This is a genomic window from Novosphingobium mississippiense (assembly GCF_044029535.1).
Classification (GTDB): Bacteria; Pseudomonadota; Alphaproteobacteria; order Sphingomonadales; family Sphingomonadaceae; genus Novosphingobium.
Genome location: NZ_CP147001.1, coordinates 900,907 through 926,796, shown reverse-complemented (window position 1 = coordinate 926,796; position 25,890 = coordinate 900,907). Strand labels below are relative to the sequence as shown.

Here is a 25,890-nt window from a genome sequence, read left to right as displayed (position 1 = left end):
TGGGTCGTTCACCCCAAATCGGCAAGGCCGCACTGGCGCAGCATCGCCATGTGCGTGCGCGTAAGGCGCTCCACCGTTTCATCGATCGACAGTTCGGGCCGCACGCTGTTGCGATAGATGCGCGGCCCCACCATCGACCATGTCAGCATGAAGGTGGCGAAGACTTCGCCCTCCATCTCGGAGGCCCGGGGCTCTGCAGCGAAATGGACGCCCAGATCCTCCGCCAGTCGGCCGAATGTGACGTAACGGTCGCTGATCCGGCCGGGCGCCAGGAATTCCTCCGTCCAGAGCGCAACCACTTCCGGGTTTTCCAGCACATAGCGAATCACGCCGCGCGCCCGGTTCTCCGATGTGTCGGAGGGCGCCAGTGCCGTGGCCAGCTGGCTTTTCGACCATTCGCGGATGGCATCGATCAAGGCATCGCGGTCCGCGAAGTGGTAATAGACGGTGGTGCGGTTCACCCCTGCCTCGCGCGCGACTTCCGACAGCGAGAGCGCTTCCATGCCCTTCGCCGAAACCAGCTTCACGGCAGTCTCGATCAGAACCTGATGGGTTTCTTCAAACCCCTTGTTACGGCGACGCGACAGACGGCTGGCTTCCCCCGCATCTTGGGCGGGTTGCTTTTCAATCGATTGAATCATGCACGTCCTGCTTGGCCACCCCTGGCACGGCAGTCAACGATTTAAGAGGGGTTAGGTTCCTCATACTTTCGGCTCACGAGATTGATTTATTTCCTTTATTTAATACGCGCCAGGTGCCTTTCCCAACCGCGGCAAAGGGTTGTCGGCGGGCATGGGCACTCCTACCTCTCCGCCAACGACACTGACGGAGCGCCCGCATGTTCAAGAACACCTACGAACCACCGAAAGTCTGGACCTGGGACAAGGACAACGGGGGGGAATGGGCCAAGACCAACCGCCCGGTTTCCGGCGCGACCCATCAGCAGGAACTGCCGCGCGGCACGCATCCGCTGCAACTCTACTCGCTCGGCACGCCGAACGGGCAGAAAGTCACCATCATGCTGGAAGAACTTCTCGCCGCCGGGGTGACCGGCGCAGAGTACGACGCATGGTTGATCGACATCGGCAAGGGCGACCAGTTCGGATCGGATTTCGTATCGATCAATCCCAACTCGAAAATCCCCGCGCTGCTGGACTGTTCCGGCGAAAAGCCGATGCGCGTGTTCGAGTCCGGATCGATCCTGTTCCATCTGGCCGAAAAGTTCGGGATGTTCCTTCCCACCACGCAGCCGGGCCGGGCGGAGTGCATGTCGTGGCTGATGTGGCAGATGGGCACGGCCCCGATGATCGGTGGCGGCTTCGGCCACTTCTACGCCTATGCGCCGGAAAAGTTCGAATATCCGATCAATCGCTATGCGATGGAAACCAAGCGCATTCTGGACGTTGCCGACAAGCGGCTGGCGCAGACGCGCTATCTGGCGGGGGACGAATACACCATTGCCGACATCGCCGCCTACGGCTGGTTCGGCGGTTTCCTGCGCGGCGATGCTTATGGCGATGCGGCGACGTTCCTGGACGTGCCCAGCTATGCCAACCTGGTGCGCTGGGGTGAGGAACTGGCTGCGCGCAAGGGCGTGCAGCGCGGCCGCATCGTCAATCGCAACGGTGATGGCTTCGTGCGCGAACGCCATTCGGCTGCCGATATCGACGCCGTGCTCGCCGGATAAGCGGCCCGCAGACGCGGCGGTCGGAAAGAGTCCGCGCCGCCGCGTCAAATCCTGTGGCCGCCGGACGGCCGGGCGTTTCCCGCGATCATTTGCGGGTTAGTCCGGATATGCCGAAAACGGCACAAGCGTAATCCGCTTCGTGCATGCGTGCACGAACGCCACCCGCCCCGCAAAGGAACCGCGCCCGGCGCCGAACGGCGGGGTCGGTTGCTGCCGTCGTCATCGCCTGTGCCTGCGTCATGACCGGCACCGCATGGGCAGCGGAGCCCGGCGATCAGATGGACGAAGTGGACGATCAGGCGCAGGCCATCGCCAAAGTCGCGGGGAAAGACAGCGGGCGCGATATTCTGGCGATTCCCCTGCCGATCACGAACCCGTCGCTGGGCACCGGCATCGTCGTTGCCGCGGTTGCCTTCTACAATCCGAACGACGCGCCATCGCCGTGGATCAGCGGCGGCGCGGCAATGAAGACCAGCAACGGCAACTGGCTGCTGGGCGGCTTTCACAGCATGTCTCTGGATGACGACAGCTATCGCATCACTGCAGCGGCAGGCGCGGGAAAGCTGGTGACCGATTATTACGGCATCGGCCCCGAAGCCGGCGACCGCAATGTCGCGGTGAAGCTGGACGAGACCGTCGTGGCGGTTCGCATGCAGGCGCAAAAGCGCGTCTCGCCCAACCTCTACGCCGGGCTGCGGCTTATCTATGCGATGGTGGACATCACCAACAGCGATGTGACGCCGCCCTACCCGGACCAGACGATCCCGGCGGACGAGGCCAAGTCCGGCATCATGCAACTGGGCCCGGCGATAACCTACGATACGCGGGACGATACGCTCAATCCGCGCAAGGGCCTCTATGCCCATGCCGAATGGCTGTGGAGCGTAAAGGTTCTGGGTGGCGACTTCACCTCACGCAAGCTGACTGCCGGGGCCAGCTGGTACATGCCCAGGGGAACGAACACCGTGCTCGCCCTCCACGCCGGCATCTGCGCGGCATCGAACGGGGCGCCGTTCTACGACTTGTGCCTCTATGGCCAGAAGAACGACCTCAGAGGGTACAAGAGCGGCCGCTACCGCGACGGTGCAAGCTGGGCGCTGCAGGGCGAAGTGCGCCAGCACCTGTTCTGGCGAGTCGGCGGCGTGGCCTTTGCGGGGATCGGCGGGATCGCGCCCGGTCTGGGCCGTATCGGCGACAGCAAGCTGCTGCCTGCAGGTGGCGTCGGCCTGCGATTCCAGCCATCGCGCAAGACGAACATCAACCTGCGCCTGGATCTGGCGGTGGGGAAGGATTCGAAAGCCGTCTACCTGGGCATTGCCGAAGCCTTCTGACCCGCCGCCCGGCGCCGCCCCCGTGTCGCATACCCCATTCCCCGGCAAATTTCAGGCGCGGAACAATGCCGTCATCCGTCTGTTCGTTCAGGCAACGAAGAGAGGATTTTCACCATGCGCTCAGCACTTCTGTGGATCATCGGCGTTCCCATTCCGCTTATCCTTCTGGTCGCCTATTGCACCGGACACCTGTGATCGCCCGACGGGCACGATAAGGCCCGCCGGGTCGCGCATAAGCCACGAAGATCGCGTATCTTTGCCCGGACAGCGGCGCCTAGCCGCTGGTGACGGGCACGCCCCCCACCGCGGCGTCGACCATGACCTGCCATGCATCGTGCGCATCGCTGGTGCCGACGGAGTGCCCCTCCTCCAGCAACAGCTTGTGCCCGGCGGCGCACATCCCCGGCGTGGGAACGCGAAGCGCCTTGATCACCGCGACCACGGTGCTCTTGAGTTCTTCCTGAGTTTTCGTGTCGAGATGATCCCAATCGTCGCTTCCGCTTCTGGACTTTGCCAGTACCCGTGCGGCCCGTTCGATCAGCGGCATCGTGCTCTCCTTAGCAGGTTGCCAGGGCAGGCTATCACCTTGTTCGCGACCGTACAGCTAAAACGGAACCGGCGCCTGAAACGGAGTTGGAAATCGCCGGCTCCAGCGCCTGCAATCGCCAGCTGCGATTGAACGACAACACCGTGCGGGACAGCGGCGCGATGTCGATCGCCAGCGCGGCGGAAAACGGCATTCCCAGCGCGTGGGCCAGTGCCGCGCGCACCATCATCGGGTGGGTGATCGCGCAGACCGGCCCATCTTGCGCAACGATCGCATCCATCCACCTGCCGATGCGCTGGCAAGCCAGCGGCATCGATTCCCCGCCCGGCGCTCCGCCGGCCGGATCGGCAAGCCATGTCGCCAGTGCGGCCGGGTCGATCCCGGCGAAGGACAGCCCGCTCCATTCGCCATGATCGATGTCCGCCAGCGCCGGCTCCACGCTCGCCGTCAGCGCCATCGCCGCAACAGTCTCTCCGGCGGCGCGTGCCGGGCTGCAATGAACGCGATCGTGGAAGCGAGCGGCGACAGCCATCCCGGCCGCATCGCGCAGCCCGCCGTGGTCCAGCGGCTCCCCGGGATCGGGAAACCGACCCTGCCGGCTGGACGACGTAGCGGCGATACAGATCAGCAGAAGCGTGGTGGCCAAGGAGAAAAGCTCTGAAATCGTTGACGGGAGAAGACGCCGCGTCCTAAGGGACAGCGGTCAGGAACGAAGAAGCCGGTGTAATCCCGGCGCGGTCGCGCCACTGTAATCGAATGGCATTCACGCCGTCGAGAGCCAGACCTTCTTCCCGGCAACAGGTTTTCCAAGGGACGCGCAATCCCCAAAAGGAGCATGACGATGGCCAGCGCCGCAGTTTTCGACGATGCCTTCATTCCGGTGCAGGGCGGCAACGCCATCCCGATCGAGGATATCGCCCCCTGGGCCGTGCTGGGCACGCTTCTGGCCCTGATCTTCCTCTATTTCGTCAGCACCGAACAGGGCGCCTTCGCGCTGTTCCAGGGCATGTACGTGCACGAATTCGTGCATGACGGACGCCACCTCCTCGGCTTCCCCTGCCACTGAGATAGCACATGACCCGTAACCTGCTCTGGCGCGGGATGCTTGCCGGCATCCTGGGCGCGCTTTTGGCCACGCTTTTCGCGCGTGGCTTCGCCGAACCCCAGATTGACCGCGCCATCGGCTATGAGGAAAGCCACGCGACTCATCACCCCGGAATGCCGGAAGAAGAGGAACTCGTCAGCCGCGATACGCAGAAAGGCGCCGGGCTGATCACCGCGCTTGCCCTCTACGGCGCGGCGGTGGGCGGCGTGTTCTCGCTGGTCTTCGCCTATGGCTACGGCCGCATGAGCCACCTTGGCCCGCGCAGCTTTGCGCTTGTGCTGGCGGCGCTGACCTTCCTGCTGGTGGTCATCGTGCCGGCGCTGAAATATCCGCAGACGCCGCCTGCGGTGGGCAAGCATGAGACGGTGGCGCTGCGCACCGCCGCCTATTTCGCCATGATCGCCCTTTCGCTGGGCGCCGCCGTGATCGCCGCGCGCGTACGCAGCGCGATGGCGCGGCCCGGGCGCGGCTTCGACGCGACGCTGCTGGCGGTCGTTGTCTATGTCGGCGTGGTCGGCGTCGGCCAGTTCCTGCTGCCGGTGATCGACGAGGTTCCCGGCGATTTCCCCGCCGTCCTCCTGTGGAACTTCCGCGTCGCATCGATGGGGACGCAGCTGGTGCTGTGGGCCACAATCGGCCTCGCCTTCGGGCTCTGGGCGGAACGCGTGCTGCAGCGACAGCGCAACGCCTGACAGCGCCTGGGCGCCGACAACCCGGACGCCTCCTCACAATGCAAATGCCCCGCCCGCATACTGCGCGGCGGGGCATTTGCGTTTAGCCGGGTGCAGATGGCGGGACTCCTTCGAACTTGACATTGGATCCAAATTTACGATTATTGGATCCAATAATCGACGACAGGAGTGGATTCATGAACGGCGCGGCGCAAATTGCCACCACCGACAGCCCCAGCACCCAGATTCCCAAGGCTCAGACCTGGCCCAAAAACGCCTGGTACGTCGCCTGCATGCCGGACGAGATCGCGGACGGGCCACTGGGCCGCACGATCTGCGGCGAACGCATGGTGTTCTTTCGCGGCGCGGACGGTCAGCCCACGGCGCTGGAAGACTTCTGCCCCCATCGCGGCGCTCCGCTCTCGCTGGGTTTCGTGCGCGAAGGGCGGTTGGTCTGCGGCTATCACGGGTTGGTCATGGACTGTCTGGGCAAGGCGGCGGAAATGCCCGGGCAGAAAGTCGGCGGCTTCCCGGCCGGCCGCCGCTTCGCCACGATCGAACGCCATGGCTTCGTCTGGGTATGGCCCGGCGATCCGGATCAGGCCGACGCCGCCTGCCTCCACCCGCTGGAATGGGCGGATAGCGAGGAATGGGCCTATGGCGGCGGCTATTACCACATCGCCTGCGACTATCGCCTGATGATCGACAACCTGATGGACCTGACGCACGAAACCTACGTCCATTCCAGCAGCATCGGCCAGAAGGAAATCGACGAGGCCCCCGTCCGCACCCACGCGGATGCACAGGAAGTCGTCACCAGCCGCTTCATGGACGCGATCAAGGCCCCGCCGTTCTGGCGCATGGCGCTGCGCGGGGCCGGGCTTGACGAAGACGCCACGGTCGACCGTTGGCAGCTCTGCCGCTTCACGCTGCCCAGCCACGTCATGATCGAGGTGGGCGTGGCGCTGGAGGGCCAGGGCGGCTACGACGCGCCGGAAGCGGCCAAAGCATCCAGCATCGTCGTCGATTTCATCACGCCGGAAACCGAGACCAGCCACCACTATTTCTGGGGCATGGCGCGCCGCTTCGCGGTGGACGACGCGGAACTGACGGACACCATCCGCGAAGGCCAGCGCAAGATTTTCGGAGAGGATCTGGAAATGCTGGAGCGGCAGCAGGCGAACCTGCTGCGCTGGCCGGAACGGCGGCTGCTGAAGCTGAACATCGACGCCGGCGGCGCACGATCACGCCTGATGATCGATCGCGCCATCGCTGCCGAGAACGTGGCGCAGGTTTGACAGGCCGCACCCGTCCGCCGAAAGCAAGCCATGGACGTTGAAGGGGATTCCCAACCGCAGGGCGGACGCCGGCTGAAGCCGGGCCAGCACGTGATCATCTCGCTACGGCGGATGATCGCGGAAGGTGCGTTCCGCCCGGGCGAGCGGATTGCCGAGATCGCCACGGCCGAAACGCTGGGCGTATCACGCATGCCCGTGCGCACCGCCCTGCGCGCGCTGGAGGCGGAGGGGCTGGTCGAAAAACTGGGCGCGCGCGGCTATACCGCGCGGGCCCTGACCTCGGCAGACATCAACGGCGCGATCGAAGTGCGCGGTGTGCTGGAAGGCCTTGCCGCACGGCGGCTGGCCCTGCGCGGAATGACGCCGGCGGAGGAAACGCGCTTTGCCGATTGCCTTGCCGAAGGAGAGGCCATCTTCGCAAAGGGCACGCTGGGGCAAGGCGACGTGGACCGATTCCACGACTACAATCTGGCATTTCACACCCTGCTGGTGGACGCCAGCGGCAATCCCTCCATCGGGCAGGCGCTGGCCCGCAACGACCATTTGCCCTTCGCTTCCGCCGTCGCGCTGGCGCTGGAGAACGAACCGGCGGACGAGTTCACCCACCTCTGCGCCGCACACCGCAAACACGTGGCCGTGATCGCGGCGATCCGGCGCATGGACGCGGACGCTGCGGAACGCGCGATGCGCGACCATGCGCGCGCCGCGCTGGGCAGCGAACGGCTGTTCCGGCGCTTCTCCGGCGAAAGCTGAGAACAGCGCCTCGAGATTCGCTGCAGGCGAATTTCACGGCCACAATAATGCCCGCGCTGGCTCGATTGCCTTAATTCGGGCATTCTCCATCGATGGTCGCGTCGATTCCCAAGCCTACGGACGCCCTACGCAACTTGCTGGTGCGGCAAGTGCGTGCGGTCTTCAACGATCGCACGAAGGGCGAGGCGCCCGTAGTCCCTTCCGCCGATGCCCTGTTCCCGCCGGACAGCCCGATCCGCATGGTCCACGCCGATGTGGTGGCGATGATGGTGGGCGGAATGCGCGCGCTCCTGCTGCAGATGCTGCATCCCGTGGCGTTGCAAGGCGTGCTGGACCATTCGGATTTCCGCCACGATGTCGAAGGCCGCTTGCGCCGCACGGCACGGTTCATTGCCACCACCACTTATGCGCATCGGGATGAGGCGCTGAAAGCCATCGCCACCGTCAACGCTATCCATACCCGGATCACCGGAACCATGCCGGATGGACGGCCCTATTCGGCCACCGATCCACGCGTGCTGGCCTGGGTCCACCTGGCGGAAGCGACCAGCTTCCTCGAAGCCTATCTGGCCTATGCCGATCCCGACATGCCAGCGGCCGATCAGGATCGCTATTTCGAGCAAAGCGCCAGGGTCGCCGAATTGCTGGGCTGCGCGCCAGTGCCCCGAAGCCGGGCCGAGGCGTTCGCCCTCATGGCCGACATGCGCGACGACCTGGCCGGAAGCCCCGCCGCCCGCGAAGTCGCCGCGTTCCTGCTGGAGGGTGAGCCCGGCCGACGCCCTGGCACGGTGCTGCAAACGCTGGGCACCGCAGCTGTCGATCTGCTTCCGCCGTTTGCACGAACGATGCTGGGCATCGGCCGCCCGGGCCTTGCCGCCCTGCCCGTGCGCGCCGGCACCCGCGCCATGGCCGCTACGATACGCTGGGCATTTGCCGGAAAACGCTGACGCGTGATGCTGGGCCCGGCAGGATTCAGCCCGGCAGGCTGGCCGTCTGCCGCAGCCCCTCGCCCAACGCGAGTGCCGCCGAAGTGGCGAGGTTCATCGAACGCACCTGCGGCCGCATCGGAATGCGCACCCGCTCTGCACAGGCGTCAGACACGAACGCGGGAACGCCCATGCTTTCCTTGCCGAACAGCAGGACATCATCGGCCCGGTACTGGAAATCGTAGGCCGACCGATCGGTCTTGGTGGTGAACAACACCAGCCTTTGCGAACCGATGGAGGCCCTGAAAGCGTCGAAATCGGCGTGGCGCACGATCGTCACGTGGTCGATATAGTCCATCGCCGTCCGGCGCACGCGGCGATCGTCCCATTCGAACCCCATCGGTTCGATCAGGTCCACCGTCGCCCCCATACAGGCGCAGAGGCGCAGGACGGCGCCCACATTTCCGGCAATCTCGGGTTCGAATAGAGCAATACGCATTCGCGCCAATTGGCCGCGTTGCGCCCACCATGCAAGCCCGCTTTGCTGCGGGATGCGGGTGGGGAACTTGCGTCGCAGCTTCCGTCATGACGTTGGAACAATCGTTCCACGCCCGGAGAGAAGAACCCCGCGCAATCCGAGATAATGTCCAGTTTTCCATCGTATACGCGATCTAAGCCGGGCCAGTTTGACCGAACGAATGTCACAGGAGATACATACATCCGTTCTAGAAGCCCGCGTATCCTGCCACCCACCCTTGAGGTATCGAACAATGCGCAAGGCCGCATCCACTGCCCTTATCGCCCTGACCGCAGCGCTGGCCGCCGTGCCGGCCGCCGCCAACGAGCCCGTCACCCTTGTCCGCATCGACGACCAGACCGTGGAGCTTTCGCGGACGGACACGGCCTCGGCTGCGGTGTGGATCAGCACCGATACCGTGCTCGACAAGGGCGACCAGCGCTTCGCCGCTGCCAGCACGGATGCCAGGCTCACGCTGCCGATCCCGGCCAGCGAACGCCGCTACGTCATACTTCAGGGCAGGAACGGGAAAACCACGGTTGTAGCCGAACGCGTGCTGCCGCTTCAGCAGGGCAGCAACTTTCGCGATATCGGCGGCTACGCCACCCGGGACGGCCATACCGTGAAGTGGGACAAGGCCTTCCGCTCCGGCGCGATGCCGCTGCTGACCGATGCCGACTACGCCCTGCTGGGCCAGCTGCACCTCGGCGCGGTGGTCGATCTGCGCTCGATCGAGGAACGCGAAGTCGCGCCCGATCTGCTGGATGATCGCACCGGCGCACTGTTCCTTTCCAACGACTATTCGCTGAAGCCCCTGTTCGCGAAGATGGCCAAGAGTGGCGGCGAGAACATCTACCAGGGCATGGAAATCATGCTGGTTCCGCAGTTCCGCGCGCTGTTCAACCGCCTGCTGGCGAACGAGGGTGCGGTGGTCTACCACTGCTCTGCCGGGCAGGATCGCACCGGCATCGCCACCGCCCTGATCTACGACGTGCTGGGCGTCGACCGCGAAACCATCCTCAAGGACTATCACAGGTCGACCGAACTGCGCCGCCCGCAGTGGGAAATGCCCAAGGTCGATCCCGCCGACTTTCCGAACAACCCGATCCTGAAATACTACGCCGCCCGCGCCGACGGCCAGCCACCCAAGGCCGAACCGCTCTACACGCCCAGCGGCGCGTCGAACCTGGCGCAGTTCTTCACGTATCTCGACCAGCAGTACGGCGGCTCGGAAGGCTACCTGAAGCAGAAGGTGGGCCTGACCGACGCGGACTTCGCCAAGTTGCGCAAAACCATGCTGGACTGATCGTCCGGCCGACGCGGCCCTTCAAGACCGGCGGGCAACGCCCTGCCCGCCGGCGCGCCGCGCCCCTTGGTATCAGCGCAAGTTCTCGACCAGAAAATCCACGAACACCCGCACCCGGCGCGGGACGTTGGCCCCGCCCACGAACACCGCGTGGATCGGCTCGACATCCCCCGGGTTGAATTCCTCCAGCAAGGGAACCAGCCCGCCAGCGGCCAGTTCGGCCGCCACGCTGAACGCGCCGACGCGGGTGACGCCCACGCCATTGGCGGCAAGCTGGCCCAGCGTTTCGCCGTTGTTCGCCTCGATATTGCCCTTCACGCAGAGCACGAAGTCCTGCCCGTCACGGCGGAACGGCCAGGTCGGCTCGGCACGGCGAAAATTGAAGTTCAGGCAATTGTGCCCGTGCAGATCCTCCGGCGTGCGCGGGGTGCCATGGCGGGCCAGATATTCGGGGGAGGCCACGATCACCCTGCCGGTCTCCCCGATCTTGCGCGCGGTCAGCGCACTGTCCGCCAGCGGGCCGAAACGGACCGCGACATCGGCCTGGCCGCCCGCCACGTCCACCAGCGCGTCGGTCAGCGCGATGTCGACAAGAATATGCGGATAGCGGCGGGCGAACGCGCCCAGCAGCGGGACGACGCAGAGCCGGCCGTGCGACAGCGCCGCACTCACCCGCAGGCGGCCGCGCGGCGCGCCCTGGTCCGCGATCTCCTGTTCGGCATCGTCCAGGTCGGAAAGAATGCGCCGCGCCGCCTGAAGGTAGGCCTGTCCTTCCGCGGTCAGCGTCAGCGTGCGGGTGGAGCGCAGCAGCAGCCGGACTCCCAGCCGCGCCTCGATCCGGTCGATCGTGCGGCTGACGCCCGAAGGCGTCAGCTCCAGAAGACGCCCGGCCGCCGAAAAGCTGCCGGTATCGGCCACCGTCGCGAATATCTCCAGCGCCCGTGCCCGATCCGCCCCCAGCGTTACTTTTGCATCCACGTCAAAAATCCTTCGCCACCAAGGGCGCTTCCGCCGCCGTCATCCGTAATCCATTTATGCGCCTGAATATGAATTCGCGAATACAAATTGGCGAAAGCAAATCTGAAGGATCGTGCAATGGAATATCGGCAGCTTGGCGCATCCGGCCTGCGCGTACCGGCCTTGAGTTTCGGCACCGGCACGTTCGGCGGCAGAGGCCCGCTGTTCAGCGCCTGGGGCCAGAGCGACGCGCGCGATGCCCGTCGGCTGATCGACATCTGCCTTGAGGCCGGCGTCACCCTGTTCGACACGGCGGACGTCTATTCGAACGGCGCATCCGAGGAAATCCTGGGCGATGCAATCAAGGGCCGGCGCGACGCGGTGCTGATCTCCACCAAGACCGGCCTGCCGATGGGCGATGGCCCGGCGGACTGGGGCACGTCCCGTGCGCGGCTGATCCGCGCCGTGGAGGATGCCCTGCGCCGCCTGGCCACCGACCATATCGACCTGCTGCAACTCCACGCCTTCGATGCCTCCACCCCGGTGGACGAACTGATGGAGACGCTGGGCGGCCTGATCGACGCGGGCAAACTGCGCTATGCCGGCGTGTCGAACTATCCCGGCTGGCAGCTGATGAAGGCGCAGGCCCACGCCAGCCAGCACGGACTGCCGCGTTTCGTGGCGCATCAGGTCTACTATTCGCTGATCGGCCGCGCCTATGAGCAGGATCTGATGCCGCTGGGTGCGGACCAGGGCATCGGCGCGCTGGTCTGGAGCCCGCTCGGCTGGGGTCGCCTTACCGGCAAGATCGGCCGCAACCGCCCCATCCCCGAAGGCAGCCGCCTGCACGAGACCGAGCAGTTCGCGCCCCCGGTCGCGCAGGAGCATCTCTACCGCGTGATCGACGCGATCGAGGCGATCGCCGCCGAGACGGGCAAGACCGTGCCGCAGATCGCGATCAACTGGCTGTTGCAGCGCCCCACCGTCTCCTCGGTCATCATCGGTGCCCGCAATGAGGAGCAGCTGCGCCAGAATCTGGGCGCGGTCGGCTGGTCGCTCTCCACCGAACAGATCGCCGCGCTGGATGCCGCAAGCGATGTACTGCCGCCCTACCCCCATACCCCCTACCGCCAGCAGGAGGGTTTTGCCCGCCTGAATCCTCCGCTGGTTTGAACGGACCTCCTGCCATGAAGCTCAACCCCGGCCTGCTGGCCCTCGCACTTGGCGCTTTCGGCATCGGCGTGACCGAATTCGCGCCGATGGGGCTGCTGCCCGTCATCGCCGAAGGCACCGGCGTCTCCATCCCCGTCGCCGGACTGCTGATCAGCGCCTATGCACTGGGCGTGATGATCGGCGCCCCGCTGATGACGCTGACCACCGGCCGCGTGCCGCGCCGCACCTTGCTGGTGGCGCTGACCGGCATCTTCACCCTCGGCAACCTGCTGGCGGCGATCTCCACCAGCTATGCGATGCTGCTGGTGGCGCGAATCGTCACCTCACTCAACCACGGCGCCTTCTTCGGCGTCGGCTCGGTCGTCGCTGCCAGCCTGGTATCGCCGCAGAAGCGCGCGGGCGCCGTCGCGGCGATGTTCATGGGGCTCACCATCGCCAACGTCGTCGGCGTGCCGCTGGCCACCTGGGCGGGCGAGCACATGGGCTGGCGCGCGGCCTTCTGGGGAACCGCCGGGCTTGGTGTCGTCACCATGGCGGCACTGTGGCTGACGCTTCCCAAGCTTCCCGCGCCGGCCGGTGGCGACGCGGTTGCCGAACTGCGCGTGCTGACGCGTGGCCGCGTGCTGGGCGCACTGGGCCTGACCGTCATCGGATCGAGCGCGATGTTCACCGTGTTCACCTATATCACCCCGATCCTGCGCGAGGTGACCCATGCCTCGCTGGGATACGTTACCGCGATGCTGGTCACGTATGGCCTGGGGCTTACCGTGGGGAACTGGCTGGGCGGGCGCTTTGCGGACCGGTCGGTCGATCGCACGCTGATCGTCGCGCTGGGTTCGCTGGCTGCCATCCTTGTCGCCTTCGCGCTGCTGATGCCGCTGGCTGCACCGGCCGCGATCCTGATCTTCCTGTGGGGCGTGGCGAGTTTCGCGCTGGTGCCGCCGCTGCAGGTCCGGGTGATGGCGGCGGCTGCCGATGCGCCCAATCTGGCATCCTCGGTCAACATCGGCGCCTTCAACCTGGGCAACGCGATCGGCGCGGCGCTGGGCGGCGGCGTGATTGCGGCTGGCCTGGGCTATCCTGTGGTGGCGCTGGCCGGAGCGGCCACGTCCGCGATCGGGCTGGGCATCGTCCTTCTCGTCGCCCGTGGCGGCATGACCGCGCGCGTCGCCCCGGCCTGAACGCTATCCGCCTCAACCCGATAGGTTTCTTGCCCCGCTTTCGGTTTGCAACCGACAGCGGGGCAAGGCACGATGGCAGGTGGAGCAGAGGAGACCGGGCGTGAGCCGAGTAAAAGTTGCGGGATTTTCCATTTCTCTGGACGGCTTCGGCGCGGGGTCGGAGCAAAGCCTGCAGGATCCGCTGGGCAAGCGCGGGACCGAGCTTCACCAGTGGATCTACGGAACCAGAACCTTCAAGACCATGATCGGCGAAAGCGGCGGGTCCGATGGCGTGGACGAAAGCTTTGCCCATCGATCGATGGAAGGGTTCGGCGCCTTCATCCTGGGCCGCAACATGTTCGGCCCGTCACGCGGCGAATGGTCCGACGATGGCTGGAAAGGCTGGTGGGGCGACAATCCGCCCTACCACGCGCCAACCTTCATCCTGACCCACCATCCCCGCGAACCCATCGTGATGGACGGCGGCACCACATTCCACTTCGTGACCGAAGGGATCCATGCCGCGCTGGAACGTGCACGGGAAGCCGCCGGCCCACTGGACGTGAAGATCGGCGGTGGTGTCTCCACCGTTCGCCAGTATCTGCAGGCCGGCCTGATCGACGATTTGCACCTTGCCGTTTCGCCCGTGCTGCTCGGACAGGGTGAAGCGCTGTTCGAAGGACTGGATCTTCCCGCGCTGGGCTACCGCGTGACGGAATCCACCGCCACCGACCTCGCGACCCACATCGTGCTTGGCCGCGAGACAGGCGTGTAACGACGTCAGCCCTCTGCGGCGACCACTTCCATACGCAGCGGCGCACCGCCGGCAGCGGTCGCCAACAGCAGATCGACATTCGGATGCGCGCCGGGCCGGTTGCGCGCGTCCTCGGTGTGTTCGCCGAATATCTCCAGACCGTGAGCGGCCGCCTTGGCATCCAGCACCCCGAAGCACTGGTTCAGGTACTGGTAGACCGCGAGCGATCCCTGCTTGCCCGGCTTGTTTTCGATGCTGGCCACCACCGTTCCGGCGTCATCGACAAGATCGAGGCGCTGCACGCCGTCGATCGAGGGCAGCTTCTGAAGGGTGTCCTTGAAGGTCGCGCCCGGTTGGATCGTTGCCAGCATTTTCTAATATTCCCGTGTCAATTGCGCGGGCGCCCCTAACATCTTCCGCCGCCGTTCGCCATGCGGCGCGGGGCGACAATAAACGCTAGGACGCATCCCCGACATCAAGCCGCGCCAGCACCCAGTCGGCGCGGGCCGGCACCGGCATGCGGGGCACCGATTCCACGCAATATCCCAGTTGGCCATAGCCGCGAACGAGCCTGTCATACTCGGCCACCGCCTCATCGAAGCCGTGGAGACGGTCGCCGTCGTTGCGGAAGATTTCCGGCCAGGGCGGCGTCATGAAAACGCGGCGGTGATAGCGCTCGGCTCCGCAGGTGTGCGCGGCCGGGATTCCGGCAGCATGTTCCAGCGCCACCGCCGCATCGATCAGCCCCCGATCGAAGAACACCGTGCCCGGCAGAACCGTCGCTTGGCGGCGATCCTCCAGCGCCATTTTGACCGCGCGCCGGGCAAAGGCGGCAAGGTCGATCCATGGCAAGGCCGCGCCACCGTTCAGCCGCTCCTGCGCGACGATCCGGCGGCCAGGCTCCTCCACCACTGCGAAGCCGCGCCGCGCCAACTCAGCCAGCAGGGTCGACTTGCCGCTGCCGGAGCAACCGGAAACCACCACGAAACGGTTCATTTTTACCCTTTTGGTCATGTCTGGCGACACTCGAACGGGATTTTCCCTTCAGCCCGACGCAAAACGGTTCGGCTTCCTACCCAAGCGGATAATTGACGACGTGGGGTGAAAACGCGAGATCGAACCGCCCATGGAGGATGGACATGAAGGTCTACACGCTCAAGTTTCTGGAAGACGGCATCGGCCTTGCCAAGCGCCTCGAGTTTTCGGCTCCCGACATTGCCGGCGCCCTGATCATCGCCCATCAGCAGGCCGCTCGCCGCAGTGCGGAGCTTTGGGAAGGCGCCAGGAAGCTCTGCACCATCCGGCGCGTCGCCCAGAACCTGGAAATCACCGGGCTGGCCTGATCCCGATATCACCGCCGGCGATCGCACGGGATTTTTCCTTCCGATTAACCGGTTCTGGCAGTTGTAGCGGAAAGATATTTCGACGTAAGTCCCTGCCCGGGGGGACGACATGTCGAAATATCTTGCTGCAATCTGTCTTTCGGCCGTTGCCATGGCGGCCACATCATCACCGGCCTTTGCCAGGAAGCTGGACTTCGCAATCTGCGACGGGCTGGAGGCACCGAAAGCCAAAGGCGACGGCATGCGCCCGCCCGCTTCAAGCATGTTCTTCAGCGGGCCGGATGCCGCCGCCAAAGTCCGTTCCTGCACCGATGCGCTGGCCGATCCGCTACTGCTGCCCAGCCAGCCCGTGCGCCGCGCCAGCCTGCTGCGTTCGCGCGCGGTGGCGCATCTGGCCGCCAACGCGCCCGATCTTGCGCTGGCCGACGTGGATGCCGCCCTGGCGCTGTCGCAGCCCTATCTGAACGATCCGATGTTCGCGCGAACCATGGGGCTTTCGCTGCAACTGGTGAAGGCCTTCGCGTTTCAGCAGAAAGGTCAGGGCACCACGGCACGCGCGCTGGCGCTTTCCGCAGCGGCCAGACGGCCCTATTCGCTGGAAATCCAGCAGCTCACCTCCGCCATCCTGCGCAATACAGCGGAGGCGGAGGCGCAAACCTCGCCTTATCTGGGCCTGCTTCCGCTTCAACCGCAGGCGCGCAACCTGCAGTTCTCATGGCTGTTCGATCAGGGCCGCTTCGGTGAGGCAATCCGGCTGTTCGACCAGCTCGACACCGAATTCCCGGATCCTCATGCAGAATTGAAGACCCCGCAGGACTTTGGCAGCCGGTCGAACCGTTTCATGGTCAGCACGATGACCAGCATGCAGGGTGCATACGCCTTTGCCGCCAGCGGCAGGCCAGATCGCGCCGAGAAGCTGGTTGCCGACGTGCGAAAGCAGATGGATGCAACGACGCAACCGGCCGGCGGAATACTGTTCGGCCAATCTCTGGAAACTCTGAAGCGCGCCGTCGACATGTGGGCCGAACTGGTGCAGGCGCGCGCTCGCCTCACCCCCAGCACCGCGATTGAAATCGAAAAAGCCGTCCTTCACCGGTCCCTTCCCGCGAACGCGGCCGGAGTCGAATTCCTGACCGCGCTTCGCAAGGACCTGCCAGAGGCGGAACGCGCCCACGTGCCGCCTCCGGAAGCCATGATGAAGCTGCTGGCAACGCAGCGAAAGCCGGCCGATATCGCCAGCTTGGCCAGAGACCTGCCGGACATCGAATTTTCGCAGGATCAGGCCGCGTACAAGAAATCCAACAAGTCGGTCATCGACGTGCTTGGGCCTGCCGGCTATCGGCGCGATGGCTTCCGATCGCGCGACGATGCCGCGACCGGGCTGACGACCGTGGAGTTCGTGGGCAACAAGGCCACCGCATCCGCAGTCGACGAGATGACGCTGCTCTATGCCGCCGATCTGGCCAGGCAAAAGGGGAAGACCGGCTTCGTCATCGCCGCGCGTCGCGATTTCACGCGCACCTGGAATGTGACGCGCGGTTTCGATCATGTGCCCGTCTCTTCGTCTCCCGCCGGCTTCAAGACCGAACTGGACATCCGGTTCGTCGACCTGAACCCGAGCCAGGCGGGCGGAAATCCATCGTCGATTCTGGATGCCGACAAGGTCTACACGGACCTTGCCGCCATCTACATCCCGGCGCAGCCGGGCGGATAAGAGCCGGTTTCGACGGAACGGTGCCGGAAACCGATGGGGTGGTGGTCGCACCGCCTTGCCGCTTTCCCCGCCTTTGCATCATGGGTTAGTCTCAAGCCTCCACACCGCGCCGCGGAGGCCCCATGAGCACGATCGAGACGCGCGAATACCAGATGTTTCCAGTGCTGTCGGCAAGCGAGCTGTCTCTGGCCAGGCGTTTCGCCAGCGGGCCGGAGCGTCGCTTTGCCGCCGGCGAGACGGTCTATGCCATCGGAGACACGCAGGCGCCCACCTGGCTGGTGCTGGAAGGCGCGATCGAGGTGCAGCGGCGCGATGGCCTGAACCGGGCCGCCCGGATCACCACGCACGGCCCCGGCCAGTTCAGCGGCGAGATCAACCAGCTCTCCGGCCGCCCCACCATCGCCGGCGGAACTGCCGGGCCGCACGGCTGCAGTGCCGTTCCCATAGACGACGTTCACTTGCGCGCGCTAATGATCGGATCGGCCGAACTTGGCGAAAAGGTCATGCGCGCGCTGATCCTGCGCCGGGTCGGCCTGATCGAGGAAGGCGGCGCTGGCCCGATCATCATCGGCATTCCCGAGAGCGCGGAAGTGCTGCGCCTGCAGGAATTTCTCCGCCGCAGCGGCTACCCCTCCCTCGTCCTGGACGCGACGCGGGACGAGGAAGGCAAGGCCATGGTCGAACGCCTTGGCGTGGAACCGGCGCAGTATCCACTGGTCGTCTGCCCCAGCGGATCGATCCTGCGCGCGCCGCACGAGGAGGATCTGGCCGCCTGCCTTGGCCTGACCTCGCACATCGATTCCGACGTGCTGCACAACGTTGCGATCGTGGGCGCAGGGCCGGCGGGGCTGGCCGCCGCCGTCTATGCCGCATCGGAAGGGCTTTCGGTCGTCGTGCTCGATTCGCGCAGCATGGGCGGGCAGGCTGGCGCATCGGCGCGGATCGAGAACTACCTGGGGTTTCCCACCGGCATTTCCGGCCACGCACTGGCGGGCCGTGCGTTCAACCAGGCACTGAAGTTCGGCGCCCGGATCGCCATCCCGGTCTCCGTCGAGGCGCTGATGCGGGAGGAGGAGAACTTGCGCATCACCCTTTCGGCGGGACGCTGCGTGAAGGCGCGAACCGTGGTCGCGGCATCCGGTGCGCGCTATCGCCGGCTTCCCATCGATGGCCTCGAACACTTCGAAGGCACGGGCATTTCCTACTGGGTGTCGCCCATAGAGGCCCGGCTCTGCGCGGGTGAGGAAGTGGCGCTGGTCGGCGGTGGCAATTCGGCCGGGCAGGCCGTGGTCTACCTTGCGCCGCAAGTGAAGCGTCTGCACCTGATCGTGCGGCGCCGCCTGGAAGAGACGATGTCGCGCTATCTGATAGAGCGCATTGCCGAATTGCCGAACGTGGAAATCCACGTGGGCGCGGAAGTCATCGCAGTGGACGGGCAGGAGGACGGCACGCTGGCGACCATCGACATTCGCTGCGGTGACGGCGTGATCCGACAGCGCGATTTGCGCCACATGTTCCTGTTCATCGGCGCCGATCCCAATTCGGACTGGCTTCCCGTCGATGTCGAAAAGGATGCCCACGGCTTCGTCGTAACCGGCGCCGCGCAGCAGTTGGAAACCGCCATGCCCGGCGTCTTCGCCATCGGCGACGTGCGCGCCGGGTCCACCAAGCGCGTTGCCGCCGCCGTCGGCGAAGGCGCTGCCGTCGTCTCGCAAATCCACGCCCTCCTTGCCCGAAAGGCCGTGCCATGAGTTCCTGTCCGCACAGTTCGACGATCAACGTGGTCACCCCCAGCGCGCGCGGCTGCGAGGAGTGCCTGAAGACGGGCAGCTTCTGGGTCCACCTGCGCCTGTGCCGCAGTTGCGGCCATGTCGGCTGTTGCGACGATTCGCCCAACCGCCACGCCCGCGCGCATTTCCAGGCGACGCACCACCCGATCATCGAAGGCTATGACCCGCCCGAAGGCTGGGGCTGGTGCTATGTGGATCAGGTGGAGGTCGACCTGCCCGACCAGACCCCGCAGCTTGGGCCCATTCCCCGGTTCTTCTGATCCCCCGGTTCTTGATTCCCCGGTTCGTCTGGGGCCGTTCCTTCCCCCTTCCCTCCGCACCGGTTCATCACCATCTTCGCGCCCAAGGAGAACAGTTCATGCCCACCTACCAGAAGTCCGCCGAAGCGATCGCGCGCCTGACGCCGGAACAGTTCCACGTCACCCAGCACAGCGGCACCGAACGGCCCGGCAGCGGGGAATATCTCTACAACAAGAAGCCGGGCATCTACGTCGACATCGTTTCGGGCGAACCCCTTTTCGCCTCTTCCGACAAGTACGAATCCGGTTGCGGCTGGCCCAGCTTCACCCGGCCGATCGAGCCGGCCAACGTGAACAACCTGGTGGACCACACCCATGGCATGACGCGCACCGAAGTGCGTTCTGCCCATGGCGACAGCCACCTTGGCCACGTGTTCGAGGATGGCCCGCTCGATCGCGGCGGCCTGCGCTATTGCATCAACTCCGCCTCGCTTCGCTTCATCCCGCGGGAGGAGATGGAAGACCAGGGCTACGCCGCCTACCTCGATCAGGTGGAAGATATCGGCTGAACGGCCGGGGTTGATCGGACGGATCATCTTCGCCTGCGGCCGCCGTTCACCACGGCGGTCGCAGCATGTTTGCACGGGTCATGGATATCCCGTGCGGACCTTGGGATTCTTCCCGATTCCGTGACGCGAAGAATTCTGGGAAGGGATCCGGGCAGAACCTTTTCTGCATGATCGCATCGGCGAACGGACGGGTATTTCCCCTCGCCGCGACATGAACAGCGTGCCGATGCGACAAGCTCGGATGCATGGTGATGGCAGATCGGCCCTATCTAGACCGCCGCGCCCAATATCGGGCGCATGGTAAGACCCGCCGTCAGGTGATCGCAACGGCGCTAGCCTGCGCTTCCTTGACAGGGCTGCTGGCCAGCGGATGCTCCCAGCCGAAAGAGCAGTCGAAAACGCCCGATCGCAAGGAAGTCGCGACGGCTGCGGCCGTCGATGCAACGCCCACGTACGAACAGGGCCTTCCGCCCGACATGCGCAAACTGATGGACATCAAGTTCACAGGCGACTTCGACGCGCTGGTCGCCCGGCGCCTCATTCGCGTGGGCGTGCCGTTCAACCGCACATTCTACTTCATCGACAAGGGCGTCCAGCGCGGGCTGTCCTTCGAATATCTCACCATGCTGGAGCAGGATCTCAACAAACGGCAACCGCCGGGCTCGCTGAAAATCCATGTCGTGCCGATACCGATGCCGCGGGACGCGCTGTTGCCCGCCCTGCGCGATGGCCGCGTGGACATGGTGATCGCCCAGCTGACGATCACCCCCGAACGCCAGAGCCTGATCGACTTCACCAACCCCACGCGCACGGGCGTTTCCGAAGTCCTCGTTACCGGACCGGGCGCCGCCGCCGTTCATTCCACCGAAGACCTTGCCGGGAAGACCATCTTCGTGCGCAAGAGTTCCAGCTATTATTCCAGCCTGCAGAAGCTCAACGCCACGCTGAAGGCGGCGAGCAAGAAGCCCGTCGATATCCGCGCCGCGCCCGAATCGCTTGAGGATGACGACCTGCTGGAAATGGTGAATGCCGGGCTGATCCCGGCAACGATCGTCGACGATTACCTCGCCCGCTTCTGGAAATCGGTCTTCTCCAATATCCAGATCCACGATGACGTTGCCGTTCGCCGCGATGGATCGCTGGCGGTTGGAATTCGCAAGGATTCCCCGCAGATGATGGCGAACCTCAATCAGTTCATCCGCGACAAGGGGCTGAATTCCGCGATCGGTCGCGTGCTTCAGAAGAAATACCTGCAGAACACGGATTTCGTGAAGGATGCCGCATCGACCGCAGAGCGCCAGAAATTCCTGAACCTTGCGGGACTGTTCCGGCGCTACGGCGGGGAATACGACTTCGACTACCTGCTGATGGCCGCGCAGGGCTATCAGGAATCCCGGCTGAACAATGACGCGCACAGCCCGGTCGGCGCGATCGGCATCATGCAGCTCATGCCGAAAACGGGAGAGACGCAGAACGTCGGCGACATTCGCCAATTGGAACCGAACATCCACGCGGGCGTGAAATACATGCGGTTCCTGCGCAGCCGCTATTTCGACAATGAACCGATGGACCCGCTGAACAAGGCGCTGTTCACGTTCGCGGCGTACAACGCCGGTGCCGGCCGGATCGCGCAGCTGCGCGCCATCGCCAAGGAACGCGGCCTGAATCCGAACATCTGGTTCGGCAATGTCGAACGTATCGCGATGGAAAAGATCGGAACCGAAACGACCACCTACGTCAGCAATATCTACAAGTATTACGTCGCCTACAGCCTGATCCAGGAAGCGCGGGAACAGAAGGCAGCGGCCAAGGCCAGTATCACGGGTCACGCCGCCGGAACGTAGTTCTGGCCGCACCGCACGTTCCCTGCCGGCAGGGAACGTTGTCTGCGGTGAATGGTTGTTCCGGGGCATGACGCCCGCCCATCTTTCACGCAGCGTTTTCCCGATGTCGCGATCGTGGATGGCGCGCATGTCATTGCAATTGCAGGGCTGACCAGGATGTTGCGATCATTCCCGGAAAGATCGGCGGCGGGATCGGCAGAAAGCCGGGCGGTCTGGCTGGACCTGTCATCGCCCGACGATGGCGAGAAACGGGCCGTCGAACAGCGCTTCGGCATCCGCATTCCCGATCTGGCCGCGCTGCGCGAGATTGAAACGTCCAGCCGCCTTCGTGTCGACGGCAAGACCCTCTACATGAGCGCGCCGCTGATCGCCGGGATCAACACCGGGCATTGGCAACTGGCGCCCGCCGGCTTCATCCTGACCCCCGATGCCCTGGTGACGGTACACTATGCGGAGCTTGCGCAGTTCGACGCGGTGGAGAAGGCGGTGCGCGATACGCCCGATCTCACCCCCGCTTCCGCGCTTGCAACGCTGCTGGAAGACATCGTCGACCGCGCTGCGGATCATCTCGAACACGCTTCGGAAGTGATCTCCCAAGCGTCGCAGTCGCTGTTCTTCGAAGACACTTTCCGATCCGGTCTCGGCAGGGAGACGCGCAAGATCCGGGAGATCATGCGCAACATGGGCCAGGCCAGCGATCGCGCGTCCCGCGTGCGGTACGCGTTTCTGAGCATCGGCCGCATGGTCAGCTTCGTGCTGGACCGCTGCACCCCCGAACTCGATCAGGCGCTACAGGACCGTTTCGAGGCCTTGCAACACGACATCGCCTCGCTCGACGAGTTCGAGACCAGCCTCGGCGGCCGCATCCAGCTGCTGCAGGACGCGGCGACCGCCTTCATCAGCATCGAGCAGAACGATGTGGTCAAAGTGCTGACGGTCGCCTCGGTGGTGGGCATACCGCCGGTGCTGGTGGTGGGCGTCTATGGCATGAACTTTCACGTCATGCCCGAACTGGGCTGGCCGCTCGGCTATCCCTTCGCGCTCATTCTCTGTCTGCTCTCGGCCCTTGTCCCCTACCTCTGGTTCAAGTGGCGGGACTGGATATGAACGATCCGGACCTTTGACCGCAATTCAGCCGCCATGCCTTTGCCGAGGCATGGCGGCACGATGGAACGGTGCAGTTCAACAGAACCCACCTTGCCGCTTCAGATCTCGTCAGCCGGGCAGTAGGACTTCAGGAAATCCGGATGCGTCGGCATGATCGCGGCGATTTCGGCAATTTCCGATCGCATCCGATCGAGATGACCGCGCAGTGCTGCGTCCGGCATCATTTCGGCAAGACGGTGGTAGCCACGGGGATCGAGGCGCTGCCCCAGCAATACCGAGGTCCAGCTGTCGACGCGGAACAACTCGTCCTCCAGCTTGAAGGCGCGCGCGTCTTCACGCCAGATTTCCAGCCGCTCCTTCAGCGAATCGGGAATGTCCATCGTCCGGCAGCGGCGCCAGAAGGCGGAATCGTCCCGCTCGGTGACGTGATAGTGCAGGATGATGAAATCGCGGATCGATTCGAATTCCAGGCGCGATTTCTCGTTGAAATGGCCGATCAGCGCTTCGTTACATCCGTTGAAGGGGAAGTCCTGGATCAGCCGGGTGACAGCCGCCATCATCAGGTGGATGCTGGTCGATTCCAGCGGCTCGATAAAGCCGCCGGCCAGGCCCAGGCCCACGCAATTGCGGAACCAGCTCTTCTTGCGCATCCCGGTCTTGAAACGCAGGAGCCAGGGATCGATCGTCGGCTCGCCATCGATCTCCGCCAGCAGCTTTGCCTGCGCCTCGTCATCCGACATGAACTCGCTGCAGAAGACAATGCCATTGCCTTCGCGGTGCTGCAGCGGGATCTTCCAGCGCCAGCCCGCCTCATGCGCATAGGCGCCGGTGTAGGGCTGGGGTGGATTGGACGATCGCGACTGGACGGCGACGGCGCTGTTGGTGGTGATCCAACGCCCCCAATCCTCGAACTCGACGCCGAGGGCCTGGCCCAGCAGAAGCGAGCGGAAACCGGTGCAATCGATGAAGAGGTCGCCTTCGATCCGCTCCCCCGATTCCAGCGTCAACGCATCGATGAAGCCGCTTTCGGGATGGAGATCGACAGTGCGGATCTTTCCTTCGATCCGCTTCACACCGGCCGGCTCCGCAATGGCGCGCAGGAAGCGAGCATAGCGGGTGGCATCGACGTGATAGGCATAGCCCATGTTCGGTGCGGCATTCACCGACATGCGGTTCGCCTCCCCCGCCACCCATTCCAGACAGTATTCGCCCAGTTCGCCGCCAAACCCGCGCGATTGCGCGTGCAGCCAGAAGTGATGGAATTCCGCCATCCAGGAAACCCGCGAGCCGATCGTGCCGAAGGGGTGGATGTAGCGATCGCCGACGCGGCCCCAGTTCCTGAACTCGATCCCCAGCTTGAAGGTCGCCTGCGCGGCAGCCATGAACTGGTCTTCCTTGATCCCCATCAGGTCATGGAAGGTCTTGAACGTCGGCACGGTGGATTCGCCGACGCCGACGGTCGAGATTTCTTCGGATTCGATCAGGGTCACATCGATCAGCGGCCCCAGATGGCGCACCAGCGCCGTGGCGGTGACCCAGCCGGCGGTGCCGCCCCCTGCCACCACGACGCGTTTCACCACACGATCCGACGAAGGATTCTGCTGCATGTCCATTTTTCCATGATGGCGGCACACCGGCCGCATTGATCCGTATTTCGGTCTTCGGCCTGCAGACCGATCAGATGGCGGAAGGAGCGGCGCGATCGGCCGCTTCATCGACATCCTCGCTCAAAGCACCCAGTTCGCCGCTGGCCCGGGCGCGGCGACCATAGACACGTTCGAACAGCGGCGATGTCATCAGCGTCGTCCCCAGCGCCATGACCACGAGCATCGAGAACAGAGCCGGGCCGATAATGCCCTTCTGCAACCCGATGTTGATGATGATCAGTTCCATCAGTCCACGCGCGTTCATCAGCACCCCCACCGCAAGCGCAGTGGGATTGTCCTGCCCGGTCAGCCGCGCCGCTGCCCAGCAGGCCCCGCCCTTGGCCAGTATCGATCCGGCCAGGATTACCAGCGCGATCGCGACCAATCCGACGCTGTTCACCAGCGTCAGTTGCGTATTGAGCCCCGAAAAAGTGAAGAACATCGGCACCAGCAGCGCCAGCGTGAACGGCTCCAGCTGGGCCTTCAGTTCACGGCTGAGCAGGCCGCGCGGCATGGCTATTCCCAGCAGGAAGCCACCGAAAACCGAATGAAGACCCGTTGCATCGGTCACCCACGCACACAGCAGGAACAGTGCCATGACGGTTGCCAGCAGCGATGGCGCGATGCGGCCTTCGCGCTCGGCCCAGCGGGCGAGCGGCACCAGCAGACGCGGCCCAATGGTAATCATGAACAAGGCGAACAGCCCGCCGCCCAACACGGCCTTCACCGCAACGGCAAGGCCGCCACCGAAACTGGCCAGAACGATGGCCAGTACAGTCCACGCCCCGGCATCGTCGATCGCCCCTGCCGAGAGGGACAGCGAACCAAGCGGAGTACGCGAGAGGCCCCGTTCCTGGATGATGCGGGCCAGGACCGGGAAGGCCGTGATCGAAATCGCCGCGCCCATGAAAAGCGTGGCCTGAAATCCGCTCACGCCCGCGCCGAACAGGCCGAAACCGAACAGCCATGGCGTCATCACCACCGCCACAAGGAAAGGCGCCGTCATACCGGAAAGCGACACCGCAAATGCGCTTCTTGCGTTCACACGGAAGTGGTCCGTCCGAAACCCAAGCCCGACCAGGAACATGTACAGGCCCACGCCAAGCTGAGCACCGACAAAGAGCACGGACTTCGTCTCTTTGGGGAACAGGAAATGCTGCACATCCGGTGCGAACAGCCCAAGCAGCGAGGGGCCGAGCAGGATGCCGGCGATCATTTCACCGATCACCTGCGGTTGATCGAAGTAACGCTTCATGGCCCAGCCGGTCACGCGACATGCGGCAACGATCACGAACATCTGCAAGAAGAACGTAACGCTCAATTCCGCAGGACTCATGCATCCTCTCCAGTTCGACCGGCCGCCGCATCTTGATCGTGCGGCCCCATCCGGGACGGCGGAAGAGAGACGGACCGGAAGGCTCCTGCAAGCAAATTTCCAGCCCGCCGCCCCGCT

27 protein-coding genes and 1 riboswitch are annotated in these 25,890 nt (G+C 64.7%); of the genes, 18 read left to right on the top strand and 9 right to left on the bottom strand.

Going from position 1 to position 25,890, the window contains the following annotated elements; translation table 11 throughout:
- Nucleotides 1-8: 8 nt before the first annotated feature.
- Entirely contained in the window at nucleotides 9-641 is a 633-nt protein-coding gene (locus tag WBP06_RS04375) for a TetR/AcrR family transcriptional regulator (protein ID WP_395332218.1), read from the bottom strand.
- Between the two features lie 197 nt (nucleotides 642-838).
- On the opposite strand from WBP06_RS04375, the gene yghU reads away from it, so the two are divergent.
- Both yghU and WBP06_RS04365 read left to right on the top strand, forming a co-directional pair.
- A complete protein-coding gene (gene yghU, locus WBP06_RS04370; RefSeq protein ID WP_395332216.1) occupies nucleotides 839-1,687 on the top strand; it encodes a glutathione-dependent disulfide-bond oxidoreductase in 849 nt (282 codons plus the stop codon).
- 239 nt (nucleotides 1,688-1,926) lie between these two features.
- Nucleotides 1,927-3,018 (top strand): BamA/TamA family outer membrane protein, encoded by a 1,092-nt coding sequence (locus tag WBP06_RS04365; RefSeq protein WP_395332214.1) that lies wholly within the window; start codon nucleotides 1,927-1,929, stop codon nucleotides 3,016-3,018.
- A 274-nt stretch (nucleotides 3,019-3,292) separates the two neighbouring features.
- On the opposite strand, the gene WBP06_RS04360 is transcribed toward WBP06_RS04365, so the two are convergent.
- Both WBP06_RS04360 and WBP06_RS04355 read right to left on the bottom strand, forming a co-directional pair.
- Nucleotides 3,293-3,565: a hypothetical protein gene (locus tag WBP06_RS04360; protein WP_395332212.1), complete on the bottom strand. Its 273-nt coding sequence runs from the start codon at nucleotides 3,563-3,565 to the stop codon at nucleotides 3,293-3,295.
- Between the two features lie 34 nt (nucleotides 3,566-3,599).
- Complete coding sequence (locus WBP06_RS04355; RefSeq protein WP_395332210.1) at nucleotides 3,600-4,211, bottom strand: histidine phosphatase family protein; 612 nt, start codon at nucleotides 4,209-4,211, stop codon at nucleotides 3,600-3,602.
- 14 nt (nucleotides 4,212-4,225) lie between these two features.
- A riboswitch (cobalamin riboswitch) is annotated at nucleotides 4,226-4,371 on the top strand.
- 35 nt (nucleotides 4,372-4,406) lie between these two features.
- Here WBP06_RS04355 and WBP06_RS04350 point away from each other — a divergent pair.
- The 5 genes from WBP06_RS04350 (at nucleotide 4,407) to WBP06_RS04330 (ending at nucleotide 8,339) form a co-directional block, all read left to right on the top strand.
- Nucleotides 4,407-4,631: a CbtB-domain containing protein gene (locus tag WBP06_RS04350; RefSeq protein ID WP_395332208.1), complete on the top strand. Its 225-nt coding sequence runs from the start codon at nucleotides 4,407-4,409 to the stop codon at nucleotides 4,629-4,631.
- A gap of 8 nt (nucleotides 4,632-4,639) precedes the next feature.
- Nucleotides 4,640-5,362: a CbtA family protein gene (locus WBP06_RS04345; protein WP_395332206.1), complete on the top strand. Its 723-nt coding sequence runs from the start codon at nucleotides 4,640-4,642 to the stop codon at nucleotides 5,360-5,362.
- 176 nt (nucleotides 5,363-5,538) lie between these two features.
- Nucleotides 5,539-6,639, top strand: a complete 1,101-nt coding sequence (locus WBP06_RS04340; RefSeq protein WP_395332204.1) for a Rieske 2Fe-2S domain-containing protein — start codon at nucleotides 5,539-5,541, stop codon at nucleotides 6,637-6,639.
- A gap of 30 nt (nucleotides 6,640-6,669) precedes the next feature.
- Entirely contained in the window at nucleotides 6,670-7,392 is a 723-nt protein-coding gene (locus tag WBP06_RS04335; RefSeq protein ID WP_395332202.1) for a GntR family transcriptional regulator, read from the top strand.
- 92 nt (nucleotides 7,393-7,484) lie between these two features.
- The gene (locus tag WBP06_RS04330; protein ID WP_395332200.1) at nucleotides 7,485-8,339 is read left to right on the top strand and encodes an oxygenase MpaB family protein; all 855 of its coding nucleotides are present in this window, start codon (nucleotides 7,485-7,487) and stop codon (nucleotides 8,337-8,339) included.
- Nucleotides 8,340-8,364: 25 nt separating this feature from the next.
- Here WBP06_RS04330 and WBP06_RS04325 read toward each other — a convergent pair whose 3' ends face one another.
- Nucleotides 8,365-8,817: a tRNA (cytidine(34)-2'-O)-methyltransferase gene (locus WBP06_RS04325; RefSeq protein ID WP_395332198.1), complete on the bottom strand. Its 453-nt coding sequence runs from the start codon at nucleotides 8,815-8,817 to the stop codon at nucleotides 8,365-8,367.
- 271 nt (nucleotides 8,818-9,088) lie between these two features.
- Here WBP06_RS04325 and WBP06_RS04320 point away from each other — a divergent pair, with 271 nt between their 5' ends.
- Nucleotides 9,089-10,141, top strand: coding sequence for a tyrosine-protein phosphatase (locus WBP06_RS04320; RefSeq protein WP_395332196.1), 1,053 nt, complete (start codon nucleotides 9,089-9,091; stop codon nucleotides 10,139-10,141).
- Nucleotides 10,142-10,213: 72 nt separating this feature from the next.
- Here the strand turns inward: WBP06_RS04320 and WBP06_RS04315 are convergent, their stop codons facing one another.
- A complete protein-coding gene (locus WBP06_RS04315) occupies nucleotides 10,214-11,119 on the bottom strand; it encodes a LysR substrate-binding domain-containing protein (RefSeq protein ID WP_395332194.1) in 906 nt (301 codons plus the stop codon).
- Between the two features lie 117 nt (nucleotides 11,120-11,236).
- Here WBP06_RS04315 and WBP06_RS04310 point away from each other — a divergent pair, with 117 nt between their 5' ends.
- From WBP06_RS04310 to WBP06_RS04300, 3 genes are all read left to right on the top strand, one after another.
- Nucleotides 11,237-12,271 carry an aldo/keto reductase gene (locus WBP06_RS04310; RefSeq protein WP_395332193.1) on the top strand — a complete coding sequence of 345 codons (1,035 nt, stop codon included), beginning with the start codon at nucleotides 11,237-11,239 and terminating at the stop codon, nucleotides 12,269-12,271.
- A 14-nt stretch (nucleotides 12,272-12,285) separates the two neighbouring features.
- On the top strand, nucleotides 12,286-13,452 hold the full coding sequence (locus WBP06_RS04305) for an MFS transporter (RefSeq protein WP_395332191.1): 1,167 nt from the start codon (nucleotides 12,286-12,288) through the stop codon (nucleotides 13,450-13,452).
- A gap of 100 nt (nucleotides 13,453-13,552) precedes the next feature.
- A complete protein-coding gene (locus tag WBP06_RS04300; protein WP_395332189.1) occupies nucleotides 13,553-14,206 on the top strand; it encodes a dihydrofolate reductase family protein in 654 nt (217 codons plus the stop codon).
- Nucleotides 14,207-14,211: 5 nt separating this feature from the next.
- Here the strand turns inward: WBP06_RS04300 and WBP06_RS04295 are convergent, their stop codons facing one another.
- Nucleotides 14,212-14,556 (bottom strand): DUF2322 family protein, encoded by a 345-nt coding sequence (locus WBP06_RS04295; RefSeq protein WP_395332187.1) that lies wholly within the window; start codon nucleotides 14,554-14,556, stop codon nucleotides 14,212-14,214.
- Between the two features lie 85 nt (nucleotides 14,557-14,641).
- Nucleotides 14,642-15,181, bottom strand: coding sequence for an AAA family ATPase (locus WBP06_RS04290; protein ID WP_395332185.1), 540 nt, complete (start codon nucleotides 15,179-15,181; stop codon nucleotides 14,642-14,644).
- 143 nt (nucleotides 15,182-15,324) lie between these two features.
- Between WBP06_RS04290 and WBP06_RS04285 the strand changes: the two genes are divergently transcribed.
- From WBP06_RS04285 to WBP06_RS04255, 7 genes are all read left to right on the top strand, one after another.
- On the top strand, nucleotides 15,325-15,528 hold the full coding sequence (locus tag WBP06_RS04285; RefSeq protein WP_395332183.1) for a hypothetical protein: 204 nt from the start codon (nucleotides 15,325-15,327) through the stop codon (nucleotides 15,526-15,528).
- 109 nt (nucleotides 15,529-15,637) lie between these two features.
- Nucleotides 15,638-17,242 (top strand): hypothetical protein, encoded by a 1,605-nt coding sequence (locus WBP06_RS04280; protein WP_395332181.1) that lies wholly within the window; start codon nucleotides 15,638-15,640, stop codon nucleotides 17,240-17,242.
- A gap of 122 nt (nucleotides 17,243-17,364) precedes the next feature.
- A complete protein-coding gene (locus WBP06_RS04275; protein WP_395332179.1) occupies nucleotides 17,365-18,993 on the top strand; it encodes an FAD-dependent oxidoreductase in 1,629 nt (542 codons plus the stop codon).
- On the top strand, nucleotides 18,990-19,292 hold the full coding sequence (locus WBP06_RS04270) for a UBP-type zinc finger domain-containing protein (RefSeq protein WP_395332177.1): 303 nt from the start codon (nucleotides 18,990-18,992) through the stop codon (nucleotides 19,290-19,292). Before WBP06_RS04275 ends, WBP06_RS04270 begins: the two co-directional genes overlap by 4 nt.
- 98 nt (nucleotides 19,293-19,390) lie before the next feature.
- Entirely contained in the window at nucleotides 19,391-19,840 is a 450-nt protein-coding gene (gene msrB, locus WBP06_RS04265) for a peptide-methionine (R)-S-oxide reductase MsrB (RefSeq protein WP_395332175.1), read from the top strand.
- Nucleotides 19,841-20,091: 251 nt separating this feature from the next.
- On the top strand, nucleotides 20,092-21,684 hold the full coding sequence (locus tag WBP06_RS04260; protein WP_395332173.1) for a transporter substrate-binding domain-containing protein: 1,593 nt from the start codon (nucleotides 20,092-20,094) through the stop codon (nucleotides 21,682-21,684).
- Between the two features lie 156 nt (nucleotides 21,685-21,840).
- Nucleotides 21,841-22,791, top strand: coding sequence for a magnesium transporter CorA family protein (locus tag WBP06_RS04255; protein WP_395332171.1), 951 nt, complete (start codon nucleotides 21,841-21,843; stop codon nucleotides 22,789-22,791).
- A 98-nt stretch (nucleotides 22,792-22,889) separates the two neighbouring features.
- On the opposite strand, the gene WBP06_RS04250 is transcribed toward WBP06_RS04255, so the two are convergent.
- Both WBP06_RS04250 and WBP06_RS04245 read right to left on the bottom strand, forming a co-directional pair.
- Nucleotides 22,890-24,398 carry a tryptophan halogenase family protein gene (locus WBP06_RS04250; RefSeq protein ID WP_395332169.1) on the bottom strand — a complete coding sequence of 503 codons (1,509 nt, stop codon included), beginning with the start codon at nucleotides 24,396-24,398 and terminating at the stop codon, nucleotides 22,890-22,892.
- A gap of 70 nt (nucleotides 24,399-24,468) precedes the next feature.
- Nucleotides 24,469-25,773, bottom strand: coding sequence for a cation:proton antiporter (locus tag WBP06_RS04245; RefSeq protein ID WP_395332167.1), 1,305 nt, complete (start codon nucleotides 25,771-25,773; stop codon nucleotides 24,469-24,471).
- Nucleotides 25,774-25,890: the final 117 nt, after the last annotated feature.